Genomic DNA, 19,640 nt, shown 5'->3' with positions numbered 1-19,640 from the left:
ATGACGCGGGCCGTCACACGGCCACGGAGCCAGGCCCGTCTTCGGGGCGCCTGACGCGGAACCATGCCGCGTACAGCGCTGGCAGGAACAGCAGCGTCAGCACCGTGGCGATGATCAGCCCGCCCATGATGGCCACCGCCATCGGCCCCCAGAACATCGAGCGCGACAGCGGGATCATCGCCAGCACGGCCGCGGCCGCCGTCAGGATGATCGGGCGGAAACGGCGCACCGCGGCTTCGACGATGGCGGTCCACTGCGGCACGCCGGCGCGGATGTCCTGCTCGATCTGGTCGACCAGAATCACCGAGTTTCGGATGATCATGCCCAGCAGCGCGGTGATGCCCAGCTGCGCCACGAAGCCCATCGGCGCCCGCAGCAGCAACAGCGTGGCCGCGGCGCCGATCAGCCCGAGCGGGCCGGTCAGGAACACCATGGCCGCGCGCGAGAAGCTGTGGAGCTGCAGCATCAGCAGCGTGAAGATGATGAAGATGCACAGCGGCAGCTGCGCCGCGATCGAAGCACCGGCCTTGCCGCTCTCTTCTTCCGCGCCCGCCACGGTGATGCGGTAGCCCGGCGGCAACTGCGCCCGCAGCGCGTCCAGCTTCGGGTTGATCTGCGCGGTGACGGTGGGGCCCTGGATGCCGTCGACCACGTCGGCCTGCACCGTCACGCCGAAATCGCGGTTCTCGCGCCAGACCACGCCGGGCTCGGAGCGCAGCGTCACGCGTGCCACCTGCGTCAGCGGCACCACGCGGCCGGTGTTGGTCGGCACCAGCATGTTGTTCAGGTCCGAGATCGCGTCGCGCTCATTGCGCGGCGTGCGCATCAGGATCTCGATCAGCTTGTCGCCGTCGCGGTACTGCCCCACCGGCACGCCGCTCAGCACCGTCTGCGTGACGCGGGCGATGGCCTGGGTCGTTACACCAAGCGCGCGCGCCTTGTCCTGGTCGATCTCCAGGCGCAGCATCTTGACGTTCTCGTTCCAGTTGTCGTTGACGCCGACGGTGTTGGGGTTGGCGCGCATCTCGGCCTTGACCTGGTCGGCCAGCCGGCGCACGCCGGCGGCATCCGGCCCGATCACGCGGAACTGCACCGGATACGCCACCGGCGGCCCGTTGGGCAGCAGCTTGACGCGTCCGCGCAGGTACGGGAACTCGGCGTCGAGCAAATGGATGACGCGGCGGCGCAGCGCGTCGCGCACTTCGGTGCTGGCCGGCATCACGATCACCTGCGCCACGTTGGACTGAGGGAAGATCTGGTCCAGCGGCAGGTAGAAGCGCGGCGCGCCGGTGCCGACGAAGGTGGTCAGGCTGGCGACGTCGCGGTCCTTGCCGATCCGTTGCTCGAAGCGCTTGGCTTCGGTCTCCATCTGGGCAAAGCTGGTGCCTTCCGGCATCCACAGTTCGACCATCAGCTCCGGCCGGCTGGAATCCGGAAAGAACTGCTTCTCGACGAACTTGAAGGCGTAGAGACCCAGCCCGAACGCCACCAGCGTGATTGCGATCACCAGCTTGCGCCAGGCGACACACCAGTCCACCAGCCGGCGGAAGCGCGCGTAGAACGGCGTGTCGAAGACCTCGTGGGCCTCGCCCGCGCCCGCGCCGCGCGTCTTGAGCAGCAGGTAGCCCAGGTAGGGCGTGAAATAGACCGCGGCCAGCCACGACAGCACCAGCGCCAGCGCCGTCACCGCGAAGATGGCGAAGGTGTACTCGCCCACGGTCGAGCGCGCCAGCCCCACCGGCAGGAAGCCGGCCGCGGTGATCAGCGTGCCGGTCAGCATCGGCATCGCCGTCGAGGTATAGGCGAAGGTGGCGGCCTCCATCTTGGAGAAGCCCTCTTCCAGCTTGCGCACCATCATCTCGACCGCGATGATGGCGTCGTCGACCAGCAGGCCCAGCGCTACGATCAGCGCGCCCAGCGAGATCTTGTGCAGGCCGATGCCGAAGATGTTCATGAACAGGAACGTCACCGCCAGCACCAGCGGGATGGTCAGCGCCACCACCAGGCCGGGGCGCACGTCGAGCCGCAGCGGTCGCGTGTGCAGGCCGAGCGAAACAAAGCTGACCGCCAGCACGATCACCACCGCCTCGATCAGCACCCGCACGAACTCGCCGACCGAGCGCTGCACCGCCTGGGGCTGGTCCTGTACCTGGTCCATCTCGATGCCCACCGGCAGCTGGCCGCGCAGCCGCTCGAAGGCGGCGCGCAGGTTCTTGCCCAGCTCGATGATGTCGCCGCCCTTCTGCATCGAAATGCCCAGCCCGATCACGTCCTTGCCGTTGAAGCGCATGCGCTGCTGGGTGGGGTCGATATAGCCGCGGTAGACGTGCGCGATGTCGCCCAGGCGGATATTGGCGATGCCGTTGGGCCCGCGCAGCACCAGGTTCTCCAGGTCTTCCACGCTGGCGAACTGGCCCGACAGGCGCACCTGCAGGTTGTCGGTCGGGGTCACCAGCACGCCGCTGCCGGTCAGGTTGTTCTGCTGCGAGATCTGGTCGGCGATGGCGTTGATGTCCAGCCCCAGCTGGGCAAAGCGGGCCTGGTTGAATTCGATGTAGACCTTCTCGTCCTGCAGGCCGATCAGCGACACCTTGGCTACCGACGGCACGCGCAGCAGTTCCTGGCGCACCAGGTCGGCATATTCGCGCAGCTCCTTGTAATTGAAGCCATCGGCCGAGAGCGCGTAGATGGTGCCGTAGACGTCGCCGAACTCGTCGTTGAAGAACGGCCCCCGCACGCCGGCCGGCAAGGTCTGCTGGATATCGCCGATCTTCTTGCGCACGGTGTACCAGATCTGCGCCGTCTCCTTGGCCGGCGAGGTGTCCTTGAGCTGGAAGATCACCGTGGTCTCGCCGGGCTTGGAGAAACTGCGGATCTTGTCCGCATAGGGCACTTCCTGCAGCTGGCGTTCGATCTTGTCGGTGACCTGGACCGCGATCTGCTCGGCGGTGGCGCCTGGCCAGAAGGCCTGCACCACCATCACGCGGAAGGTAAACGGCGGGTCCTCGTCCTGGCCCAGCTGGAAAAACGCCAGCAGGCCGCCGAGCAGCAGCACCACCAGCAGGTAACGGGTCAGGGGCTGGTGTTCGAGCGCCCAGCGCGACAGGTTGAAGCGGGAATGGTCCATCCGCTCACCCCTGCTTCGGGGTAGCGGCTGCCGCCGACGCCGGCGCGACCATTTGCAGCGGTCGCACCTTCTGGCCTGGGCGCAGCAGGTGCACGCCCGCGGTGACGATGGTCTGGCCCGGGGCCAGGCCCTGGCGCACTTCGATCTCATTGCCGAAGGCCTCGCCCAGCGTCACCGCCACCGGCTTGACCGTGCCGGAGGGGGCATCGTAGACCCAGACCATGTCGCGACCCTGCTCCTGCAGCAGCGCGGTCAGTGGCACGCGCAGCGCCGGCGCGGCACCGTTGCGCACGAAGGTCACCACCGCGGTCATGCCCAGCTTGAGGTCGGCGGGCGGGTTGGGCACGCTCACGCGGGTGGCATAGGTGCGCGTGACCGGGTCCGCCGCTGCGGCGATCTCGCGCACGCGGCCGGGCAGCGCGCGCTGCGGCTCGGCCCAGGTATGGACGGTCACGTCAGTCAGCCCGCGCAGCAGGCCGACCTGGTCCTCGGGCAGGCCGATGGCCACCTCCTTCTCGGCGGTCTGCGCCACCCGCACCACCGGCTGGCCCGGGGTGACCACCTGGCCCACCTCGGCGTCGATGGCGGTGACCACGCCGTCGGCGTCGGCATGCAGCACGGCATAGGCAGTCTGGTTGGACTGGCTGCGCAGCCCGGCCTGGGCCTGGCGCAGGCGCGCTTCGGCGGCATCGAAGCTGGCCTGGCGCCGGTGCTGCTCGGCGGCGCTGATAAAGCCCTTGGCGAACAGGTCGTTGTAGCGCTTCAGGTCCGCCGCGGCGAGGTCGCGGTCGGTGCGGGCGGCCTCGAACTGGGCGCGCGAACCGGCCTCGGCCAGCGACAGGTCGGCGGGATCGAGCCGGGCCAGCGGCTGGCCCTTGCTGACCACGGCGCCGACATCGACCAGCCTGGCCGCGATCTTGCCGCCGACGCGGAAGCCGAGCCGCGACTCGACGCGCGGGCGCACGTCGCCGGAAAACTCGAAGGCGGTCTTGCCACTGTGCGGGCTGAGTTGCATCATGCGCACCGGGCGGATCTCCGGCGCCGACTCCGGCGGCTTGCCGCAGCCGCCCAGCACCAGCGCACCGACCAGTGACAGCGCCGCCACGGCCATGCCATCGCAGCGCCTGGCCTGCCGCAGCAGCTTCATGACGACGGGGGTGACAGGGGGGGCGGAGGTATCCGCGGCCGCAAGTTCCGGCACATGGCAAAGCACTGGCATCGGTAGGCAACGAGTCGGGATGGACGGGACAGACCAGGCGGGCCACGCTCGGCCCCTTCGCGCCGGGCCATGTAGCGGCTGAATGTGGCGGGCAGAGGCGGCAGCCTGACGGTGGCCGGCGCACGGCCGGAAAGCCGGCACAGGCACTAAATAACTTGCCGGTCAGTAATATAACGACCGCCCCGGGGTGCGTCAAACGGCAGGCGACGAAACGCCTGGAAGGAACCTTCAGCGGCGCGCCACGGCCGCGAACCGCGCCAGGCGGCCCCGGGGGCCATTCGCCCGCGGTGCTACAATCGGCGCGCCGCGACGCGGCTGACACTCGTCGGCCCGGCAGCCCCGCTATTCCGCGGGTTCCCCGCGGTTTCCCCATTTTCGACCCGAGACCGGCGTGACGCCCGATCAGTATTGCCAAGAGAAAGTCGCCCAGAGCGGCTCGAGCTTCTATTACAGCTTCCTGTTCCTGCCGGCCGAGCGGCGCCGTGCCATTACCGCGCTGTACGCATGGTGCCGCGAGGTCGACGACGTGGTCGACGACACCCATGACGCCGGCCTGGCCCACCAGCAGCTCGACTGGTGGCGTGCCGAGCTGCGCCGCCTGTTCGACGGCGCGCCAACCCACCCGACCACCCAGGCCCTGCAGCCGCATGTCGCCAGCGCCGGCCTGAGCCAGGCCGAGATGGCCGAGGTGCTGGAAGGCATGGAAATGGACCTGACGCAGACCCGCTACCTGGACGAGGCCGGCCTGTCCCGCTACTGCCACTGCGTGGCCGGCGTGGTGGGCACGCTCAGCGCGCGCCTGTTCGGCTACACCGATCCGCAGACGCTGGTCTTTGCCGAAAAGCTTGGCCAGTCGCTGCAGCTGGTCAATATCCTGCGCGATGTCGGCGAGGATGCCCGGCGCGGGCGCATCTACCTGCCGGTCAATACGCTGCAGCAGTTCCAGGTGCCGGCCTCCGAAATCCTCAAGGGCGAGCATTCCGGGCGCTTTGTCGCCCTGATGCAGTACCACGCCGGGCGGGCACGCGCGCTGTACCAGGAGGCGCTGGCGCTGCTGCCCCGGCAGGACCGCCGCGCCCAGCGCGCCGGCCTGCTGATGGGCGCGATCTACCATGCGCTGCTCGATGAACTGGAAGCCAGCCAGTTCCAGGTACTGAACCAGCGCATCGCGCTGACACCGCTGCGCAAGCTGTGGATCGCCTGGAAAACCTGGGTCCGCAACAGCTAGCGCGCCGTCCACGCCCGCCATTCCCGACCTCTTTGCCCCTTAGCCGTACCGCCATGACGCAACCCGCTTCCGCTTCTCTCGGCGACACCATCCTCGCCCATGCCGACGAACTGGCCCGCTTCTCCGACATGGAGGGCGGACTGACCTGCGCGTACCTGACCCCGGCCCACCGCGCGGCACAGGACCTGCTGGCGCAGTGGATGGCGGCCGCCGGCATGCAGGTGCGCATCGATGCCATCGGCAATGTCATCGGCCGCTATGCCGCCGACCCCGCGGCTGGCGACGCCCGCGTGCTGATGACCGGTTCACACTTCGATACCGTGCGCAATGGCGGGCGCTATGACGGCCGGCTTGGCATCCTGCTGCCCATCGCCGTTATCGGCGCGCTGAACCAGGCCGGCATCCGCCTGCCCTATCACGTCGACGTGGTGGCCTTTGCCGAGGAGGAAGGGCTGCGCTTCAAGACCAGTTTTCTTGCCAGCAGCGTGCTGGCCGGGCGCTTCGACCCCGCCCTGCTAGAGCGCCAGGATACTGACGGTGTGACCCTGCGCGAGGCGCTGGCGGTATCCGGCCTGCCCGGCGCCGGCGACCTGCAGGCGCTGCGCGCCGCAGCGCTCGACCCGGCGTCGCTGCTGGGTTTTGTCGAAGTGCATATCGAACAAGGGCCGGTGCTGCTGCACCATGGCCTGCCGCTGGGCGTGGTCACGCAGATTGCCGGCAGCAGCCGTTTCTCGGTCCGCGTCGAAGGCCTTGCCAGCCATGCCGGCACCACGCCGATGGGCATGCGCCGCGACGCCGCGGCGGGCGCGGCGGAGATGATCCTGCTGGTCGAGCAGCGCTGCGCGGCGGCGCCGACGCTGGTCGGCACGGTGGGCCAGCTGCAGGTGCCGGACGGGTCAAGCAATGTCATCCCGGCGGCCTGCACGTTCTCGATGGACATCCGCGCCGGCGAGGACGGCATCCGCGAGGCCGCCATCGCCGACATCGTCGCCGGTATCGCGCAGATTGCCGCGCGTCGCGGGCTGACCGCGCAGGTGGAGCGCGTGCCGCCGGTCAACAACGCGCCGTGCGCGCGCTGGCTGATGGATCAGTTCGGGGCGGTGCTGAAGAAGCGCGGGCTGCAGGCGTTCGAGCTGCCGTCCGGCGCCGGCCATGATGCCATGATGATGCAGCGGGTCACCGACGTGGCCATGTTGTTCGTGCGCTGCGGCAACGGCGGCATCAGCCACAACCCGCTGGAGACCATCACCGCCGACGATGCGCAGCTGGCCGCCGAAGTGTTTGTGGACTTCCTGCGCCACTTCCAGCCGCGCGGCTAGCCGCCCTGGTAGATGTCGCGTCCGAAGTCGTAGAGATTCTTGCGCAGCCTGCGGCGCTCGTCTGGCGACAGGCGCGAGCCGCCGCGATCGTCGCCGCGCCGGCGCTCCGCTTCGCGCTGCTCGGCACGATGGCGCTCGGCCCGGGCGCGGGCCTCGCGCTGGCTGTTTGCCGGATCGCTAGCCTGAGCCGACGGGTAGCGCTTGAGCAAGTGCGCCATCCCGGCCGATTGCGCCAGCGCCGTCCCGGGCGGCAGGCACAGCGCCAGCACGGCCAGCGCCAGCGCAAGGCATGCGCCGGCGATACCTTGCTGCGGATGCCCGTGCCGGGTTCGGTTCACTTTCATTGATAATGGCGGTCTTGGCTTCGCGATCGGGCAGCGGTTGGACTGCCCTGAAGCCCGGAATTCCGGTACCCCGTCCGCTGCCGCGCCCTCTGCAAGCATTGCGCCAGCGGGCGCTGGGCAGGCTGGCGGAAGCCGTGGACCGTCCGGCGGAAATGCGCGGAAAACTGCCGGGCAAGGCGCCGAAAAGGATGGATTGCGCAGTGTAATCGCCCGATTGATGCACGCTGCCATACCACGGGGTAAAGTATGTAACGTTTTGTTAAGCCATTTTGAGCGAAAGCGATAGTCGCTAAGATACCGCCATGGAAAATACCAGCCACAAGATTCTTGTCGTCGACGATGACCCGCGTCTGCGCGATCTGCTGCGCCGCTATCTGGGCGAACAGGGTTTTACCGTGCTGGTGGCGGAGAACGCCACCGCGATGAACAAGCTCTGGCTGCGCGAGCGTTTCGACCTGCTGGTGCTGGACCTGATGATGCCCGGCGAGGACGGCCTGTCGATCTGCCGCCGGCTGCGCGGCGCCAACGACCAGACCCCGATCATCATGCTCACCGCCAAGGGCGAGGACGTGGACCGCATCGTCGGCCTGGAGATGGGCGCCGACGATTACCTGCCCAAGCCGTTCAACCCGCGCGAGCTGATCGCGCGCATCCACGCGGTGCTGCGCCGCAAGGGCCCGGCCGAGGTGCCCGGCGCCCCGTCGGAAACGCCCGAGACCTTCGCCTTCGGCGATTTCGTGCTGAACCTGGCCACGCGCACGCTGACCAAGAACGACGAGGAAATCACGCTGACCACCGGCGAGTTCTCGGTGCTCAAGGTGTTCGCCCGCCATCCACGCCAGCCGCTGTCGCGCGAAAAGCTGATGGAAATGGCGCGCGGCCGCGAATATGAAGTGTTCGACCGCAGCCTGGACGTGCAGATCTCGCGCCTGCGCAAGCTGATCGAGCCGGATCCCAGCAACCCGCGATTCATCCAGACGGTGTGGGGCCTGGGCTATGTCTTCATTCCCGATGGCGTGAAATAACCGATTGCGGCCGCTGTTCCTATCGTGGCGACCGTAATCGGCCGTACCGCAACGCGGTTCTTTGGTTCGCTGTTCTGGCGGACCTTCATGCTGATCGCCCTGCTGCTGGCCATCTCGCTGGGGATCTGGTTCCAGAGCTATCGGCTGTTCGAACGCGCCCCGCGCGCGCAGCAGATCGCCATGCAGGTGGTCAGCGTGGTCAAGCTCACGCGCGCCGCGCTGCTCTACTCCGACCCCGCGCGGCGCCGCTTCCTGCTGCTCGACCTGGTGCAGAACGAAGGCATCAAGGTCTATCCGCGCGAGCAGGACGACGACTTCGCCGCGCCCACCGCCAACCCGTTCCTGACCTCGCTGGTGCAGCAGGAGATCCGCAGCCGCCTGGGCGAGGACACCGTGCTGGCCACCACCGTCAACGACATCCCCGGCGTATGGGTCAGCTTCGAGATCGAGGGCGACGACTACTGGGTGGCGATCAGCCCGGAACGCTTCGAGCGCGTGCCCGGCATCCAGTGGCTGTGGTGGAGTATCGCCGCGCTACTGCTGTCGATCATCGGCGCGGCGTTTATCACGGCGCGCGTCAACTACCCGCTCAAGCGGCTGGCCAACGCCGCGCGCGCCATCGGCGCGGGCGGCGACCCGCCGCCGCTGCCCGAGCACGGCGCCAGCGAAGTGGCGCTGGCCAACCACAGCTTCAACCAGATGGTGCGCGACCTGCGCCAGCTCGACGACGACCGCGTGGTGATGCTGGCCGGCATCTCGCACGACCTGCGCACGCCGCTGACGCGGCTGCGGCTGGAAACCGAGATGTCGCCGATGGACACCCCCACGCGCGACGCCATGATCGCCGACATCGAGCAGATGGACGCGATCATCGGCCAGTTCCTCAATTACGCCCGCCCGCCGCTGGAGACGGTCGAGCCGGTGGACCTGTCGGCGCTGGTGCACGATGCCGTCGGCGTCTATGCCGCGCACGACGACGTGCGCGTGCATGTGCGCGCGAAGGAGCCGGTGATGGCGGTGGCCAACCGCATGGAAGTGCAGCGCATCCTCGACAACCTGGTCGAGAACGCGCGCCGCTACGCCAAGGACGAGCAGACCGGCATGGCCGTGGTCGAGATCTCCACGCGCGTCGACGACAAGGAAGCCGTGCTGACCGTGGCCGACCACGGCAAGGGCGTGCCCGATGGCCAGCTGTCGCTGCTGACGCGGCCCTTCTACCGGCTCGACGCCGCGCGCAGCGAAGCCAAGGGCGCCGGCCTGGGCATGTCGATCGTCAACCGCATCATGCAGCGCAACGGCGGCCGGCTGCTGCTTGCCAACCGCGCCGCGCCGGCCACGGGGCTGGTGGTGAGCGCGTGTTTCCGGCGCGCCTGAACGGCGCACGGCATCGCATGCGCGATGCCCTGACAGGTTTTCGACAGCCGCTGATAGCCTTCTGAAAGGCATTTGACAGGTCAATGACAGGGGGGCGGCGCACACTGGCGCCCGTCATCAGGCCCGCGGCATCTCCGTTCCCCATGTGGCGCCGCCCGCGCGCCTGGCTGATACCTCCCGACAATCAAGCCGCCGGATCGCACCGGCGGTGCCTGAGAGACAGCCATGTCAGAGACCACCGCAGCGTCCGCCGGCTCGCAGCACGGGTTCCGCACCGTGTTCCGTGTCGTCAGCGGCAACTTCCTGGAAATGTATGACTTCATGGTGTACGGCTTCTATGCCGCGGCCATTGCCAGGACGTTCTTCCCCAGCGGCAACGAATTCGCCTCGCTGATGCTTTCGCTCGCCACGTTCGGGGCAGGCTTCCTGATGCGGCCGCTGGGTGCGATCGTGCTGGGCGCATACATCGACCATCACGGCCGCCGCAAGGGCCTGATCCTGACCCTGGTGCTGATGGCCATGGGCACGCTGCTGATCGCCTGCGTGCCGGGCTATGCCACCATCGGCGTGGCCGCGCCGCTGCTGGTGCTGGCCGGCCGCCTGCTGCAGGGCTTTTCCGCCGGGGTGGAGCTCGGCGGGGTCTCGGTCTACCTGTCCGAGATCGCCAAACCCGGGCGCAAGGGCTTCTATGTCGCGTGGCAGTCGGGCAGCCAGCAGGTCGCGGTGATCTTCGCCGGCCTGCTCGGCGTGATCCTGCACGCCACGCTGGCACCGGCGCAGATGGATGAATGGGGCTGGCGCATTCCGTTCCTGGTCGGCTGCCTGATCGTGCCGTTCCTGTTCCTGATCCGCCGTTCGCTCGAAGAGACCGAGGCCTTCAAGGCGCGCAAGCACCGCCCGGCGATCGGCGAGATCTACCGCTCGATGCTGGAAAACTGGCGCATCATCCTGGCCGGCTGCATGATGGTCGTGATGACCACGGTGTCGTTCTACATGATCACCGCGTACACGCCGACCTTCGGCAAGACCGTGCTGAAGCTGGACGACACCGACAACCTGATCGTCACCATGTGCGTGGGCCTGTCCAATTTCATCTGGCTGCCGCTGATGGGCGCGCTGTCGGACCGCGTCGGGCGCAGGCCGCTGCTGCTGTGCTTCACGGCGGCGACACTGCTGACGGCCTACCCGGCGGTGTCGTGGCTGGTTGCCGAGCCGTCGTTCGCGCGGCTGCTGATGGTGGAGCTGTGGCTGTCGTTCCTGTATGGCAGCTATAACGGCGCGATGGTGGTGGCACTGACCGAGATCATGCCGCCCGCGGTGCGCACCACCGGCTTCTCGCTGGCCTACAGCCTGGCCACCGCGCTGTTCGGCGGCTTCACGCCGGCTATCTCGACCTACCTGATCCACGCCACCGGCAACAAGGCGGCGCCGGGACTGTGGCTGATGTTCGCCGCGCTGTGCGGGCTGGTCGCGACGCTGGTGATCTTCCGCGCGCGCCGCACCGGGGTGGCCATGCAGGCGGCTTGATTTCTGCGCGATCGTCACCAAGTTCGCACTTGCGGCGTCATCGCGCATGGCATACTGGCCCATCGCCTCGGCGGCGCGCTGGCGTGCGACACACTACATGCCCTGCCTATCGGGCTCTTTGAGAATATCAATTAGCCCCGGCCCGGATGATGACGCATAATCACGTTTTGTCGCGGTACGCCGCCGCAAGCAGCCGTATCACCGGTCCCACGCCGGGCACGCGGCAGCGGCACCGCTCTCATTGCAACCGTATCAGGAGAAGTCTATGAAGACCGTTGGTGACAAGCTCGAAGCCTTCCACGTCGTCGGTGTCAAGCCGGGTTTCAACAATCACGAAGAGAACGGCCAGTCGGCTTTCGAAGACATCACTGAAAAGTCGTTCGAAGGCAAGTGGAAGATCATCTACTTCTACCCGAAGGACTTCACCTTCGTGTGCCCGACCGAAATCGTCGCCTTCGCCAAGCTGAACGGCGACTTCGCCGACCGCGATGCGATCGTGCTGGGCGGCTCGACCGACAACGAGTTCGTCAAGCTGGCATGGCGCCGCGAACACAAGGACCTGAACAAGCTGAACCAGTGGCAATTCGCCGACGTGACCGGTTCGCTGATCGACCAGCTGGGCGTGCGTGACCACGCCGCCGGCGTGGCCCTGCGCGCGACCTTCATCGTCGACCCGGACAACGTGATTCAGCACGTTTCGGTGAACAACCTGAACGTGGGCCGCAACCCGGACGAAGTCCTGCGTATCCTGGACGGCCTGCAGACGGACGAGCTGTGCCCGTGCAACCGTGCCGTTGGTGGCGCCACGCTGTAATTTTTCTGCCAGTCGCCAGACGCCGTGGCGATCCGCGGGGGGCCCTGCCCTCCGCATCGAAACCCGCATGCGCGGGTTTTTTGAGCCCTGATCGATAGGAGAAATAAATGGAATTCCTCAGCACGATTAAGAACCTCATTCCCGATTACGCCAAGGACATCCGCCTGAACGTCGACGGCACCATTGCCCGCTCCTCGCTGGAAGGCAACGATGCGGTGGGCGTGGCGCTGGCGGCGGCATTCGCGGCGCAGAGCAAGGTGCTGGTGGATGCCATCCGCAATGCCGGCGTGCTGTCGCCCGACGAAACCAACGGCGCGCTGACCGCGGCCGCGCTGATGGGCATGAACAACACCTGGTACCCGTATGTCGAGATGGCCGACGACCCGGACCTGGCCAGCCAGCCCGCCGGGCTGCGCATGAACGCCTACGCCACGCATGGCGGCGTGGACAAGCGCCGCTTCGAGATGTACGCGCTGGCCGCATCGATCGTCGGCAAGTGCCATTTCTGCGTAAAGTCCCACTACCAGTTGCTGAAGAACGAACAGGGCATGACCGCGCAGCAGCTGCGCGACGTCGGCCGCATCGCCGCGGTGATCGTGGCGGCCGCCAACGTGATTGCAGCCCAGTAAATGGCACAGTCAGGGTCCCGGTAAGCGGCCCAGCAAGGCATCTGCGCGCCCCCGCGCCCTTCCCCTGGCAGCCCGGCAACGGGCGCCGTAGCACAACAGCCGGCAGCTTCCCATCGGAAATTGCCGGCTGTTCCCATCCTGCAACCGTGATGGCCCCGTCCTGCGCGGGCGCGGCGATCCGCCTACAATCCAGGCAGGATACGCACTTTCAGCCTGCCATGACCCTGCCTTCGCCGACTTCCCCCCGCTTCCATTACCGCCTGGCAGCGGTGCATGACTGGGGCGATATCGCCGCCGTCACGCAACAGGCCTACGGGCAATACGAGCTGGCCATCATGGAAGATTGCCGCGCCTCGTTCCAGCGCGGCATGCAGGCCGTGCTGGCGACCAGCCACCCCGACATGGAATGGTGGGTGGCGGAGACCGATCACGGCATCATGGGCGCCGTGCTGTTCTGCCACCCGGGCGCGACGTTGCCGGCACTGGACGGCAGCACCATCACCCTGACCCAGCCCGAAGCACGGCTGCTGTCGGTCAGCCCGCAGGCGCGCGGCCTGGGGCTGGGCCGCACGCTGATGCAGATCTGCATCCAGCGCGCGCGCGATATCGGCGCGTCGACGCTGGTGGTGCGCACCATGCCGGAAATGGCGTCCGCCAACCGGCTGTGCCAGCAAATGGGATTCACCAAGCGCACCGAGGCGGGCGCGCGCAGCGGCGCGATGGCGCGGCTGATCGACTACACCTACGCCATCCCGCCCGAAGACACCACGGCGGACACGCCCCGCGCCTGAGCTCAGTCCTGCGCGTCCGCCACCGAGGCGCGCCAGAGCAGCACCGCGGCCTGCGCCACGATGCCTTCCTGGCGGCCTTCGAAGCCCAGCTTCTCGTTGGTTTTGGCCTTGACGTTGCAGCGCCCGCGCGCAATCGCCAGGTCTTCGGCCAGGTTGGCCACCATGGCGCCAATATGCGGCGCCAGCTTGGGCGCCTGCGCAATGACCGTGGCGTCGACGTTGCCGATCTCGTAGCCGGCCTCGCGCACGCGACGCGCCGCCTCGCGCAGCAGCGCGCGGCTGTCGGCACCGGCGAACTGTGCGTCCGTGTCGGGAAAATGGCGCCCGATATCGCCCAGCGCCGCGGCACCGAACAGCGCATCGGTCACCGCGTGCAGCAGCGCGTCGGCATCGGAATGGCCCAGCAGGCCACGGTCGTGCGGGATCTCGACCCCGCCCAGGATCAGTTTGCGGCCGGGCACCAGCGCGTGGACGTCATAGCCCTGTCCCACCCGGATATCGAAAGGCATCATGCGGTCATGCTCCTTTGGCGTGGCTGCCCAGCAGCACTTCGGCCAGCGCGAAGTCCTCCGGGTAGGTCACCTTGAAATTGCGCAGCGAGCCGTTCACCAGCCGCGGATGCAGGCCCAGGCGCTCGATCGCGCTGGCCTCGTCGGTCACCACCGCGCCGGCCGCCATGGCGTCCTGCAGCGCCTGGCGCAGCACGCCCAGGCGGAACATCTGCGGCGTCTGCGCCTGCCACAATCCTTCGCGCGGCACGGTGGCGCCGATGCGGGCGTCATCCTGGGCCCGCTTCAGCGTATCCGGCACCGGCACGGCCAGGATGCCGCCAATGGCGGCGTCCGGATCATCGTCGCCGTCGCTTTCCACCGCGCGTACCAGCGCGTGGATCATCGCCGGGGTCAGGCCCGGGCGCGCGGCATCGTGCACCAGCACCCAGTCGGCGTCGGTCGCGCCCAGCTGCGCCAGGTGGTGCAGGCCGGCCAGCACCGACGCATGGCGGCTGTCGCCGCCGACAAAGGCGGTATCGAAGCGCAGCCCGGCAAACGCGGCCGCGCCGAAGCGCGATTCCAGCGGCATGTCGTCGGGTGCCAGCACCAGCGCGGTGGCGCTGATGGCGTCGCACGCCGAGAACGCCGCCAGCGCGTACCAGATCATCGGCCGGCCGGCCACGGTCTGGTATTGCTTGGGCACGGCGCCGCCGGCGCGGCTGCCGGTACCGGCACAGGGAATCAGGGCAAAGCGGCGAGCGGACACAGGATCGGCGTGGAGTGAAAGAAGCGCTGGCAGCCCGCCGGCCCGGACCAATGCTTTGACAAAGGGGCGGCAGCGGGACAACCGGTGCGCATTCTATAATACGGCCCTTGCCCGTCGCCATGCCGCGTCGCCGTTACCGGCAGGGCGCCACCGGCACCTGGAGTCCCCTGTTCCGACCCCCGCCCGCAATGCCGGCGGGGTGTCGTCGTTTTTGAACGCCCCCTGCCGACATGCCTGACGCCACGCCCGCCTTTCCCTTTGTCAACCTGCCGCTGGTCAAGCCGGGGCTGCGCCACAGCGTGGCGGGCCTGCGCGGCTCGGCCGATGCGCTGGCGGTGGCCGCTTATGCGCGCCAGCACCACGAGCGCGCGCCGATGCTGGCAGTGGTGTGCTCGCATGCCGTCGATGCGCAGCGCCTGGCCGAGGAAATCCCGTGGTTCGCGCCGGAGTTGCGCGTGCGCCTGCTGCCCGACTGGGAAACCCTGCCCTACGACAGCTTTTCGCCGCACCAGGACCTGGTCTCCGAACGGCTGGCGACGCTGCACGACATCCAGACCGGCCAGTGCGACGTGATGCTGGTGCCCGCCACCACCGCGCTGTACCGGCTGGCGCCGCCGGCCTTCCTGGCCGCTTACACCTTCTTCTTCAAGCAGGGCGAGCGGCTCGACGAGGCCGCGCTCAAGGCGCAGTTCACGCTGGCCGGCTACGAGCATGTCAGCGCGGTGATGCGGCCCGGCGAATACAGCGTGCGCGGCGGCCTGATCGACCTGTATCCGATGGGCTCGGCGCTGCCGTACCGCATCGACCTGTTCGGCGACGAGATCGAGACCATCCGCGCCTTCGATCCCGACACGCAGCGCAGCCTGTATCCGGTCAAGGAAGTGCGGCTGCTGCCCGGGCGCGAATTCCCGCTCGACGAAGCCGCGCGCACCGCCTTCCGCGGCCGCTGGCGCGAGGTGTTCGAGGGCGACCCGACCAAGTCGCCGATCTACAAGGACATCGGCAACGGCGTGCCGTCGGCCGGCATCGAGTATTACCTGCCGCTGTTCTTCGAGCACAGCGCCACCGTGTTCGATTTCCTGCCCGCCGACACGCAGCTGGTGTTCGCCGGCAATGTCGACGAGGCCATCCGCCGCTTCTGGGCCGACACCACCCAGCGCTACAACTTCATGCGGCACGACCGCGAGCGCCCGCTGCTGCCGCCGGCGGACCTGTTCCTGTCCGAGGAGCAGTTCTTCGTCGCGGCCAAGCCGATGGCGCGGCTGGTGCTGCAGGGGGAAGCCGGCGCGGATCAACCGGCGTTCTCGGCCATCCTGCCGGATGTCGCGGTCAACCGTCGCGCCGAAGACCCGCTGGTCAATCTAGAGTCGCTGCTGCTCGACAAGCAGACCCGCGTGCTGATGTGCGCCGACTCCGCCGGGCGGCGCGAGACGCTGCTGCAGCTTTTTGCCGAAAGCGGCCTGCGTCCGCATCCGGTCGAAGACTTTGCCGCGTTCCTGACCGGCGACGCGCATTTCTCCATCGCAGTGGCGCCGCTGCAGAGCGGCTTCGCGCTGCCGCAGGCACGGCTGGCCTTCGTCACCGAAGCCGAGTTGTACGCCGGCACCGCGCGCCGCACCGGCCGCCGCAAGCAGGAACAGGCTTCCGCCGTCGATTCGATGGTGCGCGACCTGGCCGAGCTGAAGATCGGCGACCCCGTGGTGCACAGCGAGCACGGCATCGGCCGCTACCAGGGCCTGGTGACGCTGGACATGGGCCAGGGCGACGAGGAATTCCTGCACCTGGACTACGACAAGGGCAGCAAGCTGTACGTGCCGGTGCACCAGTTGCACGTGATCTCGCGCTATTCGGGCGCCGATCCCGATACCGCCCCGCTGCACCACCTGGGCTCGGGCCAGTGGGACAAGGCCAAGCGCCGCGCCGCGCAGCAGATCCGCGATACCGCCGCCGAACTGCTCAACCTGTACGCGCGCCGCGCCGCGCGCGAGGGTTTCGCCTTCCCGCTGTCGCCCAAGGACTACGAGACCTTCGCCGAGAGCTTCGGCTTCGAGGAAACCCCCGACCAGGCCGCCGCGATCGCCGCGGTGATCGCCGACATGACCTCGGGCAAGCCGATGGACCGGCTGGTCTGCGGCGATGTCGGCTTCGGCAAGACCGAGGTCGCGCTGCGCGCGGCCTTCGTCGCGGTGCTGGGCGGCAAGCAGGTGGCGATGCTGGCGCCGACCACGCTGCTGGCCGAGCAGCATTTCCAGACGCTGTCCGACCGCTTTGCGGAATGGCCGGTGCGCATCGTCGAGCTGTCGCGCTTCAAGACCAAGAAGGAGATCGACGCGGCGATCAAGCAGATCAACGAGGGCAGCGTCGACATCGTCATCGGCACCCACAAGATCCTGTCCGACCAGGTGAAATTCCAGCGCCTGGGCCTGGTCATCATCGACGAGGAACACCGCTTCGGCGTGCGCCAGAAGGAAGCGCTGAAGTCGCTGCGCGCCGAGGTCGACGTGCTGACGCTGACCGCCACGCCGATCCCGCGCACGCTGGGCATGGCGCTGGAAGGCCTGCGCGATTTCTCGGTCATCGCCACCGCGCCGCAGAAGCGGCTGGCGATCAAGACCTTCGTGCGGCGCGAGGAAGACGGCGTGATCCGCGAGGCCATCCTGCGCGAGCTCAAGCGCGGCGGGCAGGTCTACTTCCTGCACAACGAAGTCGAGACCATCGAGAACAAGCGCGCCAGGCTGGCCGAGCTGGTGCCCGAGGCGCGCATCGCGGTCGCGCACGGCCAGATGCACGAGCGCGAGCTGGAGCGCGTGATGCGCGACTTCGTCTCGCGCCGCGACAACATCCTGCTGTGCACCACCATCATCGAGACCGGCATCGACGTGCCGACCGCCAACACCATCCTGATCCACCGCGCCGACAAGTTCGGGCTGGCGCAGCTGCACCAGCTGCGCGGCCGCGTCGGGCGTTCGCACCACCAGGCCTATGCCTACCTGCTGGTGCATGATGTCGACGGCCTGACCAAGCAGGCGCAGCGCCGGCTCGAGGCGATCCAGCAAATGGAGGAACTGGGCTCGGGCTTCTACCTGGCCATGCACGACCTGGAAATCCGCGGCGCCGGCGAGGTGCTGGGCGACAAGCAGTCGGGCGAGATCCACGAGATCGGCTTCCAGCTCTACACCGACATGCTCAACCACGCGGTCAAGGCGTTGAAGGCCGGCAAGGAGCCCGACCTGATGGCGCCGCTGGCCGCCACCACCGAGATCAACCTGGGCACGCCCGCGCTGCTGCCTAACGATTACTGCGCCGACGTGCACGAGCGCCTGTCGCTGTACAAGCGGCTGGCCAACTGCGAAACCCCGGAGCGCGTCGACGATATCCAGGAAGAGCTGGTCGACCGCTTCGGCCGTCTGCCGGCGCAGGCGCAGGCGCTGGTCGAGACCCACCGGCTGCGCATCGCCGCGGCGCCGCTGGGCGTGCGCAAGATCGACGCCGGCGAAGCCACCATCAGCGTGCAGTTCGTGCCCAACCCGCCGATCGACGCAATGCGCATCATCGACCTGGTGCAGAAGAACCGCCATATCAAGCTGGCGGGACAAGACAAGCTGCGCATCGAGGCCAAGATGCCCGACGTGGCGGTGCGCGCGCAGACCATCAAGCATACGCTGCGGCAACTGGCGTAAGGCCATGCTGATCGCGCATGGACGCGGCGCGCGGCCGGGTGTAGCATCGATTCCTTAACAAGTTAGCGATATCGCCCCATGCCCACCCAAGCCGCCCCCGCCGGATCCGCCGGCCAGCCCGTTACCGAACCCGCCGCGCGCGGCAGCGCGCTGGAATGGACCCAGCGGCTGGTCGCCTATGACACCACCAGCCGCCATTCCAACCTGGGCCTGATCGAGTCGGTGCGGGACCATTTCCTGGCCAAGGGGTTGAAGCCGCATCTGAGCTATAACCCGCAACGGGACAAGGCCAACCTGTTCGTCACCGTGCCCGCGGCCAATGGCGACACCAACGGTGGCATCGTGCTGTCGGGCCATACCGACGTGGTGCCGGTGGACGGGCAGGCATGGACCACCGACCCGTTCAAGCCGGTGGTGCGCGACGGCAAGCTGTACGGCCGCGGCACCTGCGACATGAAGGGCTTTATCGGCACCAGTCTGTCGCTGCTGCCGGCCATTCTCGACGCCCGGCTGCGCGAGCCGGTGCACTACGCGCTGTCGTTCGACGAAGAGATCGGCTGCATGGGCGCGCCCTACCTGCTGGCCGAACTGCGCGAGCGCGGCGTGACGCCCGGCGGCTGCATCGTCGGCGAGCCGACCAGCATGCGCGTGATCGTCGCGCACAAGGGCATCAACGCCTACCGCTGCTGCGTGCGCGGCCAGGCCGCGCATTCGTCGCTGACGCCGCGCGGCGTCAATGCCATCGAATACGCGGCGCGGCTGATCTGCTTCATCCGCGACATCGCCGACGAGTTCAAGGCCAACGGCCCCTACGACCGGGCCTTCGACGTGCCCTACACCACCGCGCAGACCGGCACCATCCAGGGTGGCATTGCGCTCAACACGATCCCGGCGCTGTGCGAGTTCGTGTTCGAGTTCCGCAACCTGCCCGGCGTCGATCCGGAAGCGATCTACGCGCGCATCCACGGCTATGCCAACGACGTGCTGCTGCCGAAAATGCGCGCCGAGCACGCCGACGCCGACCTGACGCTGAGCAAGATCGCCGCCGCGCCGTCGCTCGACGTGGCCGAGCAGGAAGCGATCACGCAGCTGGTACGCGCGCTGACCGCGGACCGCGACACCAACAAGGTGGCCTACGGCACCGAGGCGGGACTGTTCCAGCGCGCGGGCATTCCTGCGGTGGTGTGCGGGCCCGGCGATATCCAGCAGGCGCACAAGCCGGACGAGTTCGTTGCGCTGGAGCAGCTGGCCGCGTGCGAGGCGTTCCTGCACAAGGTGGTGGACAGCCTGCGCGTGAGCTGACGGC

The 19,640-nt window shown here is 68.1% G+C and carries 15 protein-coding genes; 10 read left to right on the top strand and 5 right to left on the bottom strand.

Annotation, left to right across the window (positions count from 1 at the left end):
- Window positions 1–13: 13 nt before the first annotated feature.
- The gene (locus RALTA_RS06625) at window positions 14–3,127 is read right to left on the bottom strand and encodes an efflux RND transporter permease subunit (RefSeq protein WP_012352662.1); all 3,114 of its coding nucleotides are present in this window, start codon (window positions 3,125–3,127) and stop codon (window positions 14–16) included.
- 4 nt (window positions 3,128–3,131) lie between these two features.
- Window positions 3,132–4,274: an efflux RND transporter periplasmic adaptor subunit gene (locus tag RALTA_RS06620; RefSeq protein WP_012352661.1), complete on the bottom strand. Its 1,143-nt coding sequence runs from the start codon at window positions 4,272–4,274 to the stop codon at window positions 3,132–3,134.
- A 463-nt stretch (window positions 4,275–4,737) separates the two neighbouring features.
- On the opposite strand from RALTA_RS06620, the gene hpnD reads away from it, so the two are divergent.
- Entirely contained in the window at window positions 4,738–5,574 is an 837-nt protein-coding gene (gene hpnD, locus RALTA_RS06615) for a presqualene diphosphate synthase HpnD (protein WP_012352660.1), read from the top strand.
- A 53-nt stretch (window positions 5,575–5,627) separates the two neighbouring features.
- Complete coding sequence (locus tag RALTA_RS06610; RefSeq protein WP_012352659.1) at window positions 5,628–6,893, top strand: Zn-dependent hydrolase; 1,266 nt, start codon at window positions 5,628–5,630, stop codon at window positions 6,891–6,893.
- On the opposite strand, the gene RALTA_RS06605 is transcribed toward RALTA_RS06610, so the two are convergent.
- A complete protein-coding gene (locus tag RALTA_RS06605; RefSeq protein ID WP_012352658.1) occupies window positions 6,890–7,237 on the bottom strand; it encodes a hypothetical protein in 348 nt (115 codons plus the stop codon). The two genes, RALTA_RS06610 and RALTA_RS06605, sit on opposite strands and share 4 nt — an antisense overlap.
- Before the next feature lie 302 nt (window positions 7,238–7,539).
- Between RALTA_RS06605 and ompR the strand changes: the two genes are divergently transcribed.
- The 6 genes from ompR to RALTA_RS06575 all read left to right on the top strand — a co-directional run bounded on the left by ompR (window position 7,540) and on the right by RALTA_RS06575 (window position 13,397).
- Entirely contained in the window at window positions 7,540–8,262 is a 723-nt protein-coding gene (ompR, locus tag RALTA_RS06600; RefSeq protein ID WP_010810107.1) for an osmolarity response regulator transcription factor OmpR, read from the top strand.
- Window positions 8,263–8,286: 24 nt separating this feature from the next.
- The gene (locus tag RALTA_RS06595) at window positions 8,287–9,636 is read left to right on the top strand and encodes an ATP-binding protein (protein ID WP_012352657.1); all 1,350 of its coding nucleotides are present in this window, start codon (window positions 8,287–8,289) and stop codon (window positions 9,634–9,636) included.
- Window positions 9,637–9,861: 225 nt separating this feature from the next.
- Window positions 9,862–11,163, top strand: a complete 1,302-nt coding sequence (tcuC, locus tag RALTA_RS06590; RefSeq protein WP_012352656.1) for an MFS transporter — start codon at window positions 9,862–9,864, stop codon at window positions 11,161–11,163.
- Between the two features lie 265 nt (window positions 11,164–11,428).
- Window positions 11,429–11,977, top strand: a complete 549-nt coding sequence (locus RALTA_RS06585; RefSeq protein ID WP_012352655.1) for a peroxiredoxin — start codon at window positions 11,429–11,431, stop codon at window positions 11,975–11,977.
- A gap of 107 nt (window positions 11,978–12,084) precedes the next feature.
- The gene (locus RALTA_RS06580) at window positions 12,085–12,606 is read left to right on the top strand and encodes a carboxymuconolactone decarboxylase family protein (RefSeq protein WP_012352654.1); all 522 of its coding nucleotides are present in this window, start codon (window positions 12,085–12,087) and stop codon (window positions 12,604–12,606) included.
- A 218-nt stretch (window positions 12,607–12,824) separates the two neighbouring features.
- A complete protein-coding gene (locus tag RALTA_RS06575) occupies window positions 12,825–13,397 on the top strand; it encodes a GNAT family N-acetyltransferase (protein ID WP_012352653.1) in 573 nt (190 codons plus the stop codon).
- A gap of 2 nt (window positions 13,398–13,399) precedes the next feature.
- Here the strand turns inward: RALTA_RS06575 and ispF are convergent, their stop codons facing one another.
- A complete protein-coding gene (gene ispF / locus RALTA_RS06570) occupies window positions 13,400–13,909 on the bottom strand; it encodes a 2-C-methyl-D-erythritol 2,4-cyclodiphosphate synthase (protein WP_012352652.1) in 510 nt (169 codons plus the stop codon).
- 4 nt (window positions 13,910–13,913) lie between these two features.
- Window positions 13,914–14,654, bottom strand: coding sequence for a 2-C-methyl-D-erythritol 4-phosphate cytidylyltransferase (gene ispD / locus RALTA_RS06565; protein ID WP_041232119.1), 741 nt, complete (start codon window positions 14,652–14,654; stop codon window positions 13,914–13,916).
- A 230-nt stretch (window positions 14,655–14,884) separates the two neighbouring features.
- Here ispD and mfd point away from each other — a divergent pair, with 230 nt between their 5' ends.
- Both mfd and argE read left to right on the top strand, forming a co-directional pair.
- Window positions 14,885–18,334 (top strand): transcription-repair coupling factor, encoded by a 3,450-nt coding sequence (gene mfd, locus RALTA_RS06560; protein WP_012352650.1) that lies wholly within the window; start codon window positions 14,885–14,887, stop codon window positions 18,332–18,334.
- Window positions 18,335–18,412: 78 nt separating this feature from the next.
- Window positions 18,413–19,636 (top strand): acetylornithine deacetylase, encoded by a 1,224-nt coding sequence (argE, locus tag RALTA_RS06555; RefSeq protein ID WP_012352649.1) that lies wholly within the window; start codon window positions 18,413–18,415, stop codon window positions 19,634–19,636.
- Window positions 19,637–19,640: the final 4 nt, after the last annotated feature.

The organism is Cupriavidus taiwanensis LMG 19424 (genome assembly GCF_000069785.1).
GTDB classification, from domain to species: Bacteria; Pseudomonadota; Gammaproteobacteria; order Burkholderiales; family Burkholderiaceae; genus Cupriavidus; species Cupriavidus taiwanensis.
Note: the sequence above shows the minus strand (reverse complement) of the source record. Positions and strands in the feature narration are given on the sequence as shown.